Source organism: Halomonas daqiaonensis, assembly GCF_900109725.1.
GTDB classification, from domain to species: domain Bacteria; phylum Pseudomonadota; class Gammaproteobacteria; order Pseudomonadales; family Halomonadaceae; genus Halomonas; species Halomonas daqiaonensis.
In genome coordinates this window covers 77196-88796 of the sequence record NZ_FOBC01000017.1, presented here as the reverse complement: position 1 = coordinate 88796, position 11601 = coordinate 77196, and the positions used below count along the sequence as shown (strand labels likewise).

14 protein-coding genes, 2 tRNA genes and 1 pseudogene are annotated in these 11601 nt (G+C 63.4%); 8 read left to right on the top strand and 9 right to left on the bottom strand.

Translation table 11 applies throughout. The features are described 5' to 3' along the window. A pseudogene (gene tnpA / locus BMY30_RS13620) lies at positions 1-277 on the top strand (IS200/IS605 family transposase); the annotation flags it as partial. Between the two features lie 163 nt (positions 278-440). On the opposite strand, the gene BMY30_RS13615 reads toward tnpA, so the two are convergent. From BMY30_RS13615 to gltX, 3 genes are all read right to left on the bottom strand, one after another. Next, positions 441-516 (bottom strand) — tRNA-Glu (locus BMY30_RS13615). 23 nt (positions 517-539) lie between these two features. Then, positions 540-615 (bottom strand) — tRNA-Ala (locus BMY30_RS13610). A 57-nt stretch (positions 616-672) separates the two neighbouring features. Further along, entirely contained in the window at positions 673-2154 is a 1482-nt protein-coding gene (gltX, locus tag BMY30_RS13605) for a glutamate--tRNA ligase (protein WP_089714606.1), read from the bottom strand. A gap of 165 nt (positions 2155-2319) precedes the next feature. Between gltX and BMY30_RS18005 the strand changes: the two genes are divergently transcribed. Next, entirely contained in the window at positions 2320-2460 is a 141-nt protein-coding gene (locus BMY30_RS18005; protein WP_211607341.1) for an SDR family oxidoreductase, read from the top strand. Between the two features lie 113 nt (positions 2461-2573). Continuing rightward, positions 2574-3161 carry a helix-turn-helix domain-containing protein gene (locus tag BMY30_RS13600; RefSeq protein ID WP_089714604.1) on the top strand — a complete coding sequence of 196 codons (588 nt, stop codon included), beginning with the start codon at positions 2574-2576 and terminating at the stop codon, positions 3159-3161. 4 nt (positions 3162-3165) lie between these two features. Here the strand turns inward: BMY30_RS13600 and BMY30_RS13595 are convergent, their stop codons facing one another. The 3 genes from BMY30_RS13595 to BMY30_RS13585 form a co-directional block, all read right to left on the bottom strand. Further along, positions 3166-3759: a hypothetical protein gene (locus BMY30_RS13595; RefSeq protein WP_089714602.1), complete on the bottom strand. Its 594-nt coding sequence runs from the start codon at positions 3757-3759 to the stop codon at positions 3166-3168. A 64-nt stretch (positions 3760-3823) separates the two neighbouring features. Next, positions 3824-4147, bottom strand: coding sequence for a TraR/DksA family transcriptional regulator (locus BMY30_RS13590; protein WP_089714600.1), 324 nt, complete (start codon positions 4145-4147; stop codon positions 3824-3826). 137 nt (positions 4148-4284) lie between these two features. Beyond that, on the bottom strand, positions 4285-4524 hold the full coding sequence (locus BMY30_RS13585) for a hypothetical protein (RefSeq protein ID WP_089714598.1): 240 nt from the start codon (positions 4522-4524) through the stop codon (positions 4285-4287). Between the two features lie 289 nt (positions 4525-4813). Between BMY30_RS13585 and BMY30_RS13580 the strand changes: the two genes are divergently transcribed. Then, on the top strand, positions 4814-5017 hold the full coding sequence (locus tag BMY30_RS13580) for a cold-shock protein (RefSeq protein WP_089714596.1): 204 nt from the start codon (positions 4814-4816) through the stop codon (positions 5015-5017). A 207-nt stretch (positions 5018-5224) separates the two neighbouring features. Here the strand turns inward: BMY30_RS13580 and BMY30_RS13575 are convergent, their stop codons facing one another. Next, complete coding sequence (locus tag BMY30_RS13575; protein WP_089714594.1) at positions 5225-6901, bottom strand: methyl-accepting chemotaxis protein; 1677 nt, start codon at positions 6899-6901, stop codon at positions 5225-5227. 375 nt (positions 6902-7276) lie between these two features. Here BMY30_RS13575 and BMY30_RS18000 point away from each other — a divergent pair, with 375 nt between their 5' ends. The 3 genes from BMY30_RS18000 (at position 7277) to dusA (ending at position 8917) form a co-directional block, all read left to right on the top strand. Beyond that, on the top strand, positions 7277-7474 hold the full coding sequence (locus BMY30_RS18000; RefSeq protein WP_342027791.1) for a type II toxin-antitoxin system HicA family toxin: 198 nt from the start codon (positions 7277-7279) through the stop codon (positions 7472-7474). Beyond that, positions 7471-7827, top strand: a complete 357-nt coding sequence (locus tag BMY30_RS13565) for a type II toxin-antitoxin system HicB family antitoxin (RefSeq protein WP_089714592.1) — start codon at positions 7471-7473, stop codon at positions 7825-7827. The genes BMY30_RS18000 and BMY30_RS13565 overlap by 4 nt, the downstream gene beginning before the upstream one ends. A 94-nt stretch (positions 7828-7921) precedes the next feature. Then, entirely contained in the window at positions 7922-8917 is a 996-nt protein-coding gene (gene dusA / locus BMY30_RS13560; protein ID WP_089714590.1) for a tRNA dihydrouridine(20/20a) synthase DusA, read from the top strand. Between the two features lie 67 nt (positions 8918-8984). Here dusA and BMY30_RS13555 read toward each other — a convergent pair whose 3' ends face one another. Then, on the bottom strand, positions 8985-10016 hold the full coding sequence (locus tag BMY30_RS13555) for a succinylglutamate desuccinylase/aspartoacylase family protein (protein WP_089714588.1): 1032 nt from the start codon (positions 10014-10016) through the stop codon (positions 8985-8987). A 179-nt stretch (positions 10017-10195) separates the two neighbouring features. On the opposite strand from BMY30_RS13555, the gene BMY30_RS13550 reads away from it, so the two are divergent. After that, positions 10196-10819 carry a TetR family transcriptional regulator gene (locus BMY30_RS13550; RefSeq protein ID WP_089714586.1) on the top strand — a complete coding sequence of 208 codons (624 nt, stop codon included), beginning with the start codon at positions 10196-10198 and terminating at the stop codon, positions 10817-10819. On the opposite strand, the gene BMY30_RS13545 is transcribed toward BMY30_RS13550, so the two are convergent. Further along, entirely contained in the window at positions 10811-11503 is a 693-nt protein-coding gene (locus BMY30_RS13545) for a hypothetical protein (RefSeq protein ID WP_089714584.1), read from the bottom strand. The genes BMY30_RS13550 and BMY30_RS13545 overlap by 9 nt on opposite strands. Positions 11504-11601: the final 98 nt, after the last annotated feature.

Genomic DNA, 11601 nt, shown 5'->3' with positions numbered 1-11601 from the left:
CGGCTTGCGAGAAACTCGACTGCCGCATCCTTGAGTTCGATGGTGAAGAAGACCATGTTCACCTGCTCGTTGAATATCCGCCGAAGCTGTTGGTCAGCGTGATGGTCAACAACTTGAAATCCACGTCCCCCGGCGGGTGTGCTTCTTGAACACGCATATCCCAATGTTGAGCAAAAGCACTGCTTTGTGGTCACGGTCGTATTTTGCTTGTAGTGCGGGTGGGGCAACGATCGAGATGCTCAAGGGCTATGTGCAAGCGCAAGCGACCCCCGAATAGAGTCGCTGCGCGACTCTCGCTTGTATCCCCGCCCGAATGGGCGAGGGTTTACGCGGATTTTCGCTAAGCACGCTGCCGCACAGACAGTAAGGGCAAAACAACAGGCACGCGAAGTTACCGTCCGATCAGGAAAAAGCACGAGGGAGGATAATGCGTCAGAAGGTGGCGTCCCATAGGGGGTTCGAACCCCTGTTACCGCCGTGAAAGGGCGGTGTCCTGGACCACTAGACGAATGGGACGCAGCATCCTCGATATGAAATCTTGGTGGAGCCTAGCGGGATCGAACCGCTGACCTCGACACTGCCAGTGTCGCGCTCTCCCAGCTGAGCTAAGGCCCCAATCTCTCGAAGACGGGGCGTATGTTACTGATAAGCCCCATCTTCGTCAACAGCAAATCACGCGAGCTCGCGATACTCTTTTTCGAAGCGCTTGGCCTGCTTCTTGGAAACGCCGCCCAGCACCTCGATGGCATGGCGCAGGCGTGCCCGGGTCATGTCGGAACCCAGTATCGCCATGGCGTCCATCACCGAGGTGCTCGAGCTAGAGCCAGTGATAGCGATGAACACCGGGGCCAGGAAGGCTTTCATCTTCAGCTCGAAGTGGCCGGCCAGCGTCTTGACCTCCTCCAGCAACGCTTCCTTGTGCCAGGCCGGGACGCCCTCGAAGCGCCATACCAGGAACTGCAGCAGCCTGAGCAGCTCTTCACGGGAGAGCTTGACCTCATCGAAGCTCCCCTCATCAATGGCCGGCAGGCCCGAGAAGAAATGACCGGCCAGGGGCACTACCTGGGAGAGCGTCTCCACCCGTGGACGCACCTGGGGCAGGATCTGGCTGACGTACTCTTCATTGAAGGCCCATTCCATCAGCGCCTTGAGGAAGGCCTTGTCGTCGAGTTCCTCGCGGATGTAGACGCCGTTGAGCCAGGTCAGCTTCTCCAGGTCGAACACTGGCCCACCAAGCGACACTCGCTGGACATCGAAGTGGCTCATCATCTCGTCCAGGCTGAACTTCTCGCGCTCGTCAGGCATCGACCAGCCCATGCGCCCCAGGTAGTTGATCACCGCCTGGGGCAGGTAGCCCATGCGCCGGTAGTAGTTGATGGAGGTAGGGTTCTTGCGCTTGGAGAGCTTGGACTTGTCGGGGTTACGCAGCAGCGGCATATGGCAGAGCTGCGGCATCTCCCAGCCAAGGTACTCGTAGAGCAGTTGGTGCTTGGGCGCCGAGTTGATCCATTCCTCGCCGCGTAGCACATGAGTGATACCCATCAGGTGGTCATCGACCACGTTGGCCAGGTGATAGGTGGGCATGCCGTCGGACTTGAGAAGGATCTGGGCATCCACCTGGGCCCAATCGACCTCGATCGCCCCACGCAGCATGTCATCGATCACGCAGCTGCCGCTGGCGGGCACCTTCATGCGTACCACGAAGGGCCAGCCCTCCTTCTCTCGGCGCGCCTGCTCCTCGGCAGACAGGGCGAGGTCGGCAGGCTTGAGAGCCAGGTGCATGCCGGCGGCCTTGCGCGCCTCGCGCAGTTCGTCGAGCTCCTCGCTGGTGCGGTAGCACTTGAAGGCATGGTCGGCCTCGACCAGCTGACGGGCATATTCCCCATAGATGTCGCCGCGCTCGCTCTGGCGGTACGGGCCATGAGCCCCCCCCACATCAGGACCTTCGTCCCATTCCAGCCCTAGCCAGCGCAGCGAGTCGAGTATCATCTGCTCGGACTCCGCGGTCGAACGTACCCGGTCGGTGTCCTCGATGCGAAGGATGAACTGGCCACCGTACTGGCGGGCGAAACAGAGATTGAACAGGGCGATATAGGCGGTGCCCACATGGGGGTCGCCGGTGGGTGACGGCGCGATACGAGTGCGTACGGTCATGTCGTCCTTGGTCCTGTCGGTGGTGTGAGGCTTGCCCTGCCCTGCCGGGCGGGCGAATGCCCCGCATTATACGCACCTGGTCGACGCCGGGCAGCCGTGACCGGGAATCATCTCCCCCGCTTCGTGATTTATGCTTGAGCCCGAATTCCCCACACAAGGCTCTTCATGCTCTCGCGACTCCCCGACGGCTTCACGGCCTTGGTCACCGGTGCCTCCAGCGGCATCGGCCGGGCCGTGGTCGATGCGCTGCTGGAAAGCTCGAGCAGAGCGGGGAAGGGACTGGCGAGCAAGTGTCGTGGCGAGTGATGAGCCAGCATTGATGCAGGGGTTGAATGCAGAATCACCGTTGATACCGGCCCTTGCACCATGAAAATCGATCACAGATGATCACCCGACTCAATATCCCACAGGATGCCTAGATGGATACCCTCGGCCCGCGAATCAAGGAACTTCGGCTGGAGGCCAAGCTCAATAAGGCGGCCCTGGCGCGCCGGGTCGGCGTGTCCGATGTCACCATTTCCTACTGGGAATCCGGTGCCATCAGGCAGATCGGCCACGAGAGGCTGGTGGCATTGGCCCAGGCCCTGAACTGCCCGCTGTCGCGCCTGCTCGAAGAAACGGGCACTCGGGCTACGCCCCTCTTCCTGCACAGCCACCCGCCACTACCGTGGCAGGATGGCAGGCAGAAGGGCATCGACCTGCCGATCGAGCTAGTCCCCGGCCAACGCTGGGACGGCGATTGCCACCTGGTCACCCCCGCCCCGGGCGAACAGTTCGACTTCCTCGCTGAGGGGGACCTGGTCGCCATCGCTCCCAGCGAAATCTTCCGCCAGCCCGGCCTCTACCTGATCGACGATGACGGCATCCTGGCCATTCGCCGGGTCAACCAGGGCCCCACCGGTGAGCTGGTGTTCTATCGCAAGAACAGCGATGAAGCCATGCCCTGGTCTCCGGCCTGCCGCCTGGTCGGCAAGCTCGTGGCCCACTGGCGCCTCCAGCCGCTCTGAGGCGTCACTCCACCTCCAGTACTTCGACATTATCGACGGTGCGGCGCGCCTCGTTGCCCACCAGATAACGCTGGCTGTAGCTGGCCACCTGCCCCAGGCCATGACGCGACTGTTCCACCAGGGGACCACTGAGGTGCTCGTTCTCAGCGCCCAGGCGATCACGCACGGACTGTGGCTGCACGCTACCCTCCTGCACCTCGACCGTGACGCGATAGCCACCATCGGGTAGACCGCTGCCGGGGCCGAAGGGGCCGGCCATGAAGCCACCCTCCTCCACCGAGACGCGTTCGCGCCAGCGCATCCCGCTGAGCTCGCGTTTCACCAGGACCTGCAAGCGGGTCGCCTCGGGCAAGTTGGTCTCGCCCTCCACTGTCAGGCGCCGATCGCTACCTAAGCGGGACGAGACGTCGATCATCACCGGCTGGTCGAAGGGAGGCACCTCGGGCGCCTCGGCGGACGCCTCCGACGAAGGCTCGCGGGGCTCGGCCGTGGTGGTCGACTCGGCAGGCTCGGACGCCGCCTCCTCCTCGCCACCGCTGCAGCCGACCAGCCACACCAGCAGCAAACCAGCCCCCATTACTCGATACCACGCCGTCATGCACGCCTCCCGCCCGGTCGCTGAGACGCTAGACTACCATCATTCCCGTCCACGGGGCGGCCGCTCAGCCGAGCTCGGCACACTCGCGACAGACCGTAGTGTAGGGTACGGCCTTCAGCCGGCGAGCATCGATGGGCTCGTCACACTGCTCGCAGACATCACCCTCGCCTTCGTCTATGCGCTTGAGGGCATGCATGACCTGGCGAAGCTCATCCTCGGCTTCCTGCTGCAGCGCCTCGACCACCTCATCGTTCTGCAACTCGATGGACTGGTCCTCCATGTCCTTATCCAGCGGGCCGTCCCGCTGCTCCTTGTGGGCCTTGTAGCGCTCGAACCGGTCGATCAGCTCGTCACGCAGTGCCTCCAGTTCCTGCTTCCTCTCCGCCATGAATCTGCCTCCTGTTGTTGCCGACAGCTGTTGCCGGCAATGCCGGGACGATACTGCTCTGCTCCCTGGATACCCTATCGCACCTGCCCCCGGTAATCAGGGTCAAGTCGATGGCCTCCCGCGTCGTCGGACGGCTCCTAAGCCATGCCCAGGGCGTCATAGCCCTGCTCGCTCAGGGTGATACGCTCAGGCTCATCGCTCCCTCGCGTGCGGTTGACCATGATCAGTCCCCTGGCCTCGAGGTCGTCGATGTTCTCAAGCACCTCCTCCAGCAGGCTGTCCTCGCCCGGGTGACCGAAGGGTGAAGCCAAGGTCCCGCCATGCTGCAGCACTCGAGCCAGAAGCTCCATTTGATTCTCGGTAAGATCGCCGCTCATGTTCTGCTCCTCCTGAATGGTGGTAGCTAGGGGTGGCTATGGTCGAGAGACGCCAGCTGCGACCTCGACTTCCTCCTCTACCATATCGGGATACCCGCAACGTCACACAAGGCATTGACGACGGGCGCTATACGTGACACCGTAGCAGCAGTTGGTAAGCAAGATGCATATTGTCAGTAGTAGTCGAATCCTTTCGGTTGTCTGGTTATATCCCCTTGTTTGACCCACTAGCACTCGGGGCATTACCCGGTAATTCGTATCAAGCGCATAGCGCTAAAGGAGACAGAATATGTCTACTGGCACAGTTAAGTGGTTCAACGACGCAAAAGGCTTTGGCTTCATTACCCCGACCGACGGTGGCGATGATCTCTTTGCCCATTTCTCCGAAATCAAGGCAGACGGCTTCAAGTCCCTTCAGGACGGCCAGCAGGTCTCCTTCGATGTGGTTCAGGGCAAGAAAGGCCTGCAGGCTTCGAACATCGAAGTCATCTGATCACCGATCAGACAGACCCATCGCGTCGCAAGACGCCGAGCACCAAGGCCCGCTGATGCGGGCCTTGGTGTTTCTGCGTGTCGAGTTTTGCCGCCCCTACCGAGATGATCTTACCCAGCAGTGGCATCGTGAAGGCCTGTGGACTCCGGCAGGAACAGCTCGGGCTACAGGCTGCCGTGACTGTCAGCCATGAGGGCCTATCAGTCCCTAGCTGTGACTTGTCTCCCAAGCCTCCCATTCAGCTTCACTGGCATCGGCTAGCGACAAACGAGCAGCGGATTTCGCTGGCAGTGAGACGGCCGGCCTCGAAGGCATGGTGTCGCTGGTTTCGCTCAGTTTGAATGCCATGACCAGGTCGAGCAGGCGCTGGGCGGTGCTTTGCATCTCTGAGGCGGCGTGAGAGGTTTCGCTGACGAGACTTACATTCTGCTGAGTGGCGCTATCCATCTGAGTGACGGCGGTTCCCACTTGTTGAATGCCTAATTCCTGCTCCTTAACCGCCAGCGCAATCTCGTTCATCAGGCCTGAGACCCGACGAATACCGGTGACAGTGGCCTCGAAACCTTCCTTGCTTCGGTTGGTCTGCTTCACCCCATCGGCGATATGCGAACTGATCTCCCCGACCATGCGGCGGATCTCCTGGGCAGACTGGGCACTGCGACTGGCCAGCATGCGCACTTCGCTGGCGACCACGGCGAACCCCTTGCCGTGCTCACCGGCCCGCGCCGCCTCCACCGAGGCGTTCAGCGCCAAGATGTTGGTCTGAAAGGCGATGGAGTCGATGACTTCGATGATCTCCCCCACGCGACGTGAACTGCCTTCGAGAGCCTGCATCATCTCTGCAAGCCGCTCGACTTCCTGGATGCCCAGCTCGGCCTTGTTGGCGGCTTCGGTAGAAACGCCGTCGGCATGGCGGGCCGTCTCGCTGTTCTGGGACACGATGGACGACATCTCCTCCATGCTGGAGGCTGTCTCCTGCAGCGCCGATGCCTGCTGCTCGGTACGAGAAGCCAGGTCCTCGCTGCCAGCGGCGATGCTGCTGGAGGACTGGCCGACACTGCGCGCGCTATCACGCACGGCCTGGAAACTGCGATCCATTCGGGCAATGAAGGCGTTGAACTCGCAAGCCAGCTCGCCGATTTCATCGCGGCGGCGGCTCTGGATACGCGCGGTCAAGTCCCCTTCGCCTTCGGTGATGTCGCGTATGCGTTCGCTCACCTGGCGAATGGCCCGCGACATCAGGTTGGGACCCACCAGGGCCACCGCCAAGGCCAGCAGAAACACGATGATGGCAAAGCCAGCCACCCAGCGTTGTTGCACGGCCACGCTAGCCAGCGTCTCCTCCTCGAGCGCCCCTCCGACATCGTCTGCGCGCTCGCCAGCCACATTGTAGAGCTCGCGCAGATCATGGAAGGCAACGCGAGAGGCGTTCTGCTGCTGGGCGGCGGCGCCTTCCAGGTCGCCCGCTGCATGAAGGTCAAAGACCGCCGTGGAGGCGTCGAACCACTTGGAGAAACGGGCTTCAAACTCGCCAAGCGCCTGGGTAATGGTCGGGTAGTCACTCAGCAAGTCGAGAAAGGCCTCCATACGCTCCTGGGCTTGGGCGGCGTTCTCGAGGTGGTCCTGGCGCCAGGCCTCGGCGGCCTCGCTACCGGGGGCTTCATCCAGCAGCTCCCGTTCGGCCAGGCGGGCCTGGTAGAGGTCACGATCGGCATTCAGCACCGCAGAAATCGCAGGATTGAAGGCCCCGCTAAAGGTGGTCATGCGCTGCTTGATCGAGTTGACCAGCAGCGCATCGGCTGCAAAGACGATCAGCAGCGCCAGAGCGACGCCAATGAAGGCGAGTGTGTATTTGACGTTTATCCGGTTGAGTCGTGCAAGCATGGAGGTTCGCCGTTGTTATGGTGTGAAGACGCTGTTCAACCAATAGATCGGCCCGGTGCAAAATATCTTGAGCCCCCACAGAACAAGGGCTGGGCCGTCTACCCCTGCGGCCCACGGTTCCGTGATGCCGATACCCCAGCTCGAACGTACTTTCTCCGTCGCACCGATGTGGATCGGAACCCACCCCAGCATTCACGGGCATCACAGCCTTCCTGTAGCAAATTCGCAGCAACGCGAAACAGTTTCCCCTCTCTGAGCCATCGGCCGCGACGCCTGAGCGTTGCACGCTGATATCATCCGGCGCTATCATTATCGAATGAAAACCAAGCACCGCAGGACCCTGGCGCCGTCTATCGTCATCCCACAGCCAGCGGGATAGCGTTCGCCGACATCGAGGCGCTTGTCGTTGCCTTGGGCGGCGAGGTGCGGGAAGGCGACGGGTCGCGCGTCGCTTTCGAGCTGGGCGACGGTGGCCGGCTCTACCTGCACCGCCCCCACCCCGGCAAGGAGGCCAAGAAGTATCAGGTCGAGGACGTGCGCGCCTGGCTGGACGAGAGAGGAATCAGACCATGACCAACGTGATCAAGTATAAGGGCTACACCGCCCGCATCGAGTTCGACGCCGAAGACGAGGTGTTCGTCGGCCATGTGCTCGGGATCGCCGACCGGATCAGCTTCCACGGCGAGAGCGTCGCGGAGCTGACCGACGCCTTCCATGTGGCCGTCGACCACTACCTGGAGGACTGCCGCGCCACCGGCCGCGAGCCGCTCAAGCCGGCATCCGGCCGTGTGATGCTGCGCATTCCCCCCGAGGTACACGCCGCGGCCAGCATCGCCGCGCAAGCCTCCGGCAAGAGCCTGAACCAGTGGGCCTCCGACGCCATCGCCCGCGCCGCCGGCGAGAATGGTTCACACCCAGGCCACTGAGCTCTGGATAACCCACCGCGACCACCAACGATGGTCAAAATTCGCCCCGTCTTGCTAGAATGCCGGCCCTTTCCCGCATAACCCCGTGATAGCGATGCCCGAACTCGACCGCACATTTTCAGTGGCCCCCATGATGGACTGGACGACCCGCGACTACCGCGCGTTCGCCCGGACCCTGACCCGGCGCGCCCTGCTCTACACCGAGATGGTGACCACCGGCGCCATCCTGCACGGCAGCCCGCGCGAGCGTTTCCTGGGCTTCGATGACGTGGAGCATCCACTCGCCCTGCAGTTGGGCGGCAGCGACGCGGGCGAGCTCGCCGAGTGCGCGGCCATCGCCGAGGCGTGGGGCTATGACGAGGTCAACCTCAACGTCGGCTGCCCCAGCGACCGGGTGCAGAACAACCTGATCGGCGCCTGCCTGATGGGTCATCCGGAGAAAGTCGCCGCCGCCGTGCACGCCATGCAGGAGGCGGTGTCGATCCCGGTCACCGTCAAGTGCCGCATCGGTATCGATGACCAGGACGAGGATGCCGATCTCGAGCGCTTCATCGCCACTGTGGCCGATGCCGGTTGCGACACCTTCATCGTGCATGCCCGCAAGGCGTGGCTGGAGGGGCTATCGCCCAAGGAGAACCGCGATATCCCGCCCCTCAACTATCCGCGGGTGCACCGTCTCAAGGCGAGCCGCCCCGAGCTGCATATCGGCATCAACGGCGGCCTGAAGACACTCGAGGCCTGCCGGGAACAGCTGGAACTCGTGGATAGCGTGATGGTCGGTCGCGAGGCCTACCAGAACCCCTGGCTGCTCGCTGGCGTCGACGAGGCCCTCTACGGCGTGCCGGGCCCGGCAGAAAGCCGCCATGCGGCGGCCCGGGCCTTACGCCCCTACATCGCACGGCGGCTGGAAGAAGGGGCCAAGCTCAACCACATCACCCGCCACCTGCTGGGTCTCTTTCAGGGCCAGCCGGGCGGACGTAAGTTCCGCCGTCACCTCTCCGAGAACGGTCATCTCGACGGCGCCTGCCTGCGTGTCTTCGACGATGCCTTGAGCCTGGTTCCCGAGCACGAAGCCGCCGCCGTGGCCTGAGGCCGTCGGCCCACCCCCGGACAGGACACGACGCCGAGCAATCGGCGCCGTCTGTATTTTAGCCGGCTCAGTTGAGCGGGTCGGGAGGCGATTCCAGGCTGGAGTGGAAGTCCTCGATGGCACTCTCGGCCTCCTCGATGGCATCGAAACGAGCGATATGGAACAGCGCCTCGCCTTCATTGGCCAGCGGCAACCGACTCATGCCGATGACGATGCCATCAGCCACGGAGCGCACCTCGCCCTCGGCGTTACCGAAGGCGTCCGCTACTCGCCCCAGCAGTTCGCCCTCTGATACCCGTGCCCCGAGGCGCACCTTCGGGCGCAGGATGCCGTCGATGGGTGCCCGAGCCCAGCTCGAACCGTTGGCAACCTCCGCAGCCGGTACCGGGCGACGGCGATGCTCACCGGTCAACATGCCCAGCCGACGCATCACGCGCAGCACGCCCCGCACCCCCGGGGTGATCGCCCATTGGTCGAAGCGCAGCGCCTCGCCGGCCTCGTAGGTAAGCACCGGGATGCCGCGATTCTGCGCATAGTGGCGCAGGCTGCCCTCGCGCAGCTCTGCGTTGAGAATCACCGGCGCGCCAAAGGCATTGGCCATGCGCTCAGTCTCCCCCCCGGGGGTCAGTTGAGCCCGGATCTGCGGGAGATTGGTACGGTGAATGGCGCCGGTATGCAGGTCGACGATGTGCGTGGCGTGATCGACGATCTGCTCGCGGAACAGTGCCGCCACCCGACCACCCAGCGAGCCTGACTCACTGCCCGGGAAGCAGCGGTTGAGGTCACGACGGTCCGGCAGGTAGCGGCTGTGCTGAACGAAACCGAAGACGTTGACAATCGGCGAGGCGATCAGCGTACCGCGCAGCCCCTGGAGTTGCTTCGAGCGCAGCAGCCGGCGCACGATCTCCACGCCGTTGATCTCGTCGCCGTGGATCCCGCCGCAGACCAGCATCACCGGGCCCGACTGGCGGCCGTGCACCACCTCGACGGGAATATAGAGCGGAGCATGAGTGTAGAGGCGCGCTACCGGCACGTCGATCTGGCTACGCGAGCCTGCCGCCACGCGGGTGCCGGCGAGTTCGAAGGGGGCACGGGCCATGGGCGCTCCTTGCATTACAGAACGGTGTTTTTCATGGTTCCCTTATACGCCACTGCCGCGCCGAAGACGAGCCCGGGCGGTATGCTCGGCACGTCATTATCCATACATCATTGTATGTAAAAGGCGAGGCGATTCAAGTAAACTAAGGGCATCACCAGAACGCTGGAGGGCCTGCTTTCATGGCCAGACGCACCAAGACCGAGGCCGCCGCTACCCGGGAAGCCCTGCTGGACGCCGCCGAGGAGGTCTTCCTCGAAAAGGGCGTGGCCCGCACCTCCCTGGAACAGATTGCCCGTCACGCCGACATGACCCGCGGCGCTCTCTACTGGCACTTTCGCAACAAGGCCGACCTCTTCCACGCCATGCTGCAGCGTGTGCGCATGCCTTTCCAGGAGTTGGTGGAAGAGGTTGGCGACCCGAGTCTCGTCGAGCGCCCTCTCGAGGCAATCCGCCTGGCCTGCCTGAAGGGCTTCGAGCGTCTCGAGCAGCCCCGGTATCGGCGCGTGCACGCCATTCTCATCCATCACTGCGAGGTCTTCGGCGACATCGACCCGCTAGCGATGCAGAACGAGATGGCCGAGGAGGCGTGCGGGGCCCTGATCGACTATTTCGGCTGTGCAGCTCGCCTGGGCCACTTGCGTCCGGGGATCAGCCCGGAAGTGGCCGCCGAACTGCTGCAGGCGATGCTCGGCGGGCTCTTCCACGACTGGTTGCGCAATCACGAACGGTTCTCGATCCTCGAACGCGGCACGCTGTTGCTGGACACCCAGTTGCAACTGATGCGCTCACCCCCCTCAGGATGAGGCCGCGGCACCGTTACGCCCCTCGCCGCCGCCTCGCTGATGCAGGCGCAGCCGGCTCAGATGAGCCCGCGCCTCGCGATAGTCGGCCTCGACCACGCTGCGGTAGGCGTCCTCCTCGCTCACGTACTTGACCAGCACCCGACGCTCGCCTGCCTCCGGCAGATTGCCGGGCTTGCCATGCAGGGTTACCTGACAGGCAGGGTCGTCGACCAGCACCGCCGTGGCGAAGCCGTCGGCATCCGCTTGTGCTTTAACGTCCACCCTCTCGCCGAGCAGGCAGCGTCGCTGCTGCGGGGCATGACGATGGAACCAACGATGCAGGGCATGGCATAACGCCGCAGCCAGCGGCGAGGCGAGGGCAAAGGCTCCCCAGAGCACGACTACCCCTATGGGAATTCGGAACAGCCCCAGCGGCAGCCAGCGCAGCACGGCAAGCTCCACCGCCAGGGTGATAGCCCCCGCCAGTACCAGCAACACCGTCAGCGCAAAGGAGGCCGGCACCCCGGCGAAGCCCAGCGCCACCAGGGTGCTGGCCAGGTGGTCGCCCTTGAGGCTGTCGCGCTCGAAGCACTCCACCGGCGCCAGGCGCAGTGTCACCAGAAGCCAATAGAGGGCGGCTAGCGCAAGCAGCACGCTGAACACAACCACAGGGAAACTCAGGGCAATCTGGCTTACGGTTTCCATGCTGGCATCTCCCGGCAATACTTAGCCAACGAATGAGCTTTCTGCCCTCAGCGTAGACCATCGGATACTCGCGTGGATAGCTCATGCCTGAAGGGGGC

Excerpts from the sequence above, each read along its gene's own strand:
- BMY30_RS13595 (WP_089714602.1), bottom strand. The coding sequence starts at position 3,759 with ATGACGGCGTGGTATCGAGTAATGGGGGCTGGTTTGCTGCTGGTGTGG.
- BMY30_RS13580 (WP_089714596.1), top strand. The coding sequence starts at position 4,814 with ATGTCTACTGGCACAGTTAAGTGGTTCAACGACGCAAAAGGCTTTGGC.
- BMY30_RS13550 (WP_089714586.1), top strand. The coding sequence starts at position 10,196 with ATGGCCAGACGCACCAAGACCGAGGCCGCCGCTACCCGGGAAGCCCTG.
- BMY30_RS13590 (WP_089714600.1), bottom strand. The coding sequence starts at position 4,147 with ATGGCGGAGAGGAAGCAGGAACTGGAGGCACTGCGTGACGAGCTGATC.
- BMY30_RS13545 (WP_089714584.1), bottom strand. The coding sequence starts at position 11,503 with ATGGAAACCGTAAGCCAGATTGCCCTGAGTTTCCCTGTGGTTGTGTTC.
- BMY30_RS13600 (WP_089714604.1), top strand. The coding sequence starts at position 2,574 with ATGGATACCCTCGGCCCGCGAATCAAGGAACTTCGGCTGGAGGCCAAG.
- gltX (WP_089714606.1), bottom strand. The coding sequence starts at position 2,154 with ATGACCGTACGCACTCGTATCGCGCCGTCACCCACCGGCGACCCCCAT.
- BMY30_RS13585 (WP_089714598.1), bottom strand. The coding sequence starts at position 4,524 with ATGAGCGGCGATCTTACCGAGAATCAAATGGAGCTTCTGGCTCGAGTG.
- BMY30_RS13555 (WP_089714588.1), bottom strand. The coding sequence starts at position 10,016 with ATGGCCCGTGCCCCCTTCGAACTCGCCGGCACCCGCGTGGCGGCAGGC.
- BMY30_RS13575 (WP_089714594.1), bottom strand. The coding sequence starts at position 6,901 with ATGCTTGCACGACTCAACCGGATAAACGTCAAATACACACTCGCCTTC.
- BMY30_RS18005 (WP_211607341.1), top strand. The coding sequence starts at position 2,320 with ATGCTCTCGCGACTCCCCGACGGCTTCACGGCCTTGGTCACCGGTGCC.
- BMY30_RS13565 (WP_089714592.1), top strand. The coding sequence starts at position 7,471 with ATGACCAACGTGATCAAGTATAAGGGCTACACCGCCCGCATCGAGTTC.
- dusA (WP_089714590.1), top strand. The coding sequence starts at position 7,922 with ATGCCCGAACTCGACCGCACATTTTCAGTGGCCCCCATGATGGACTGG.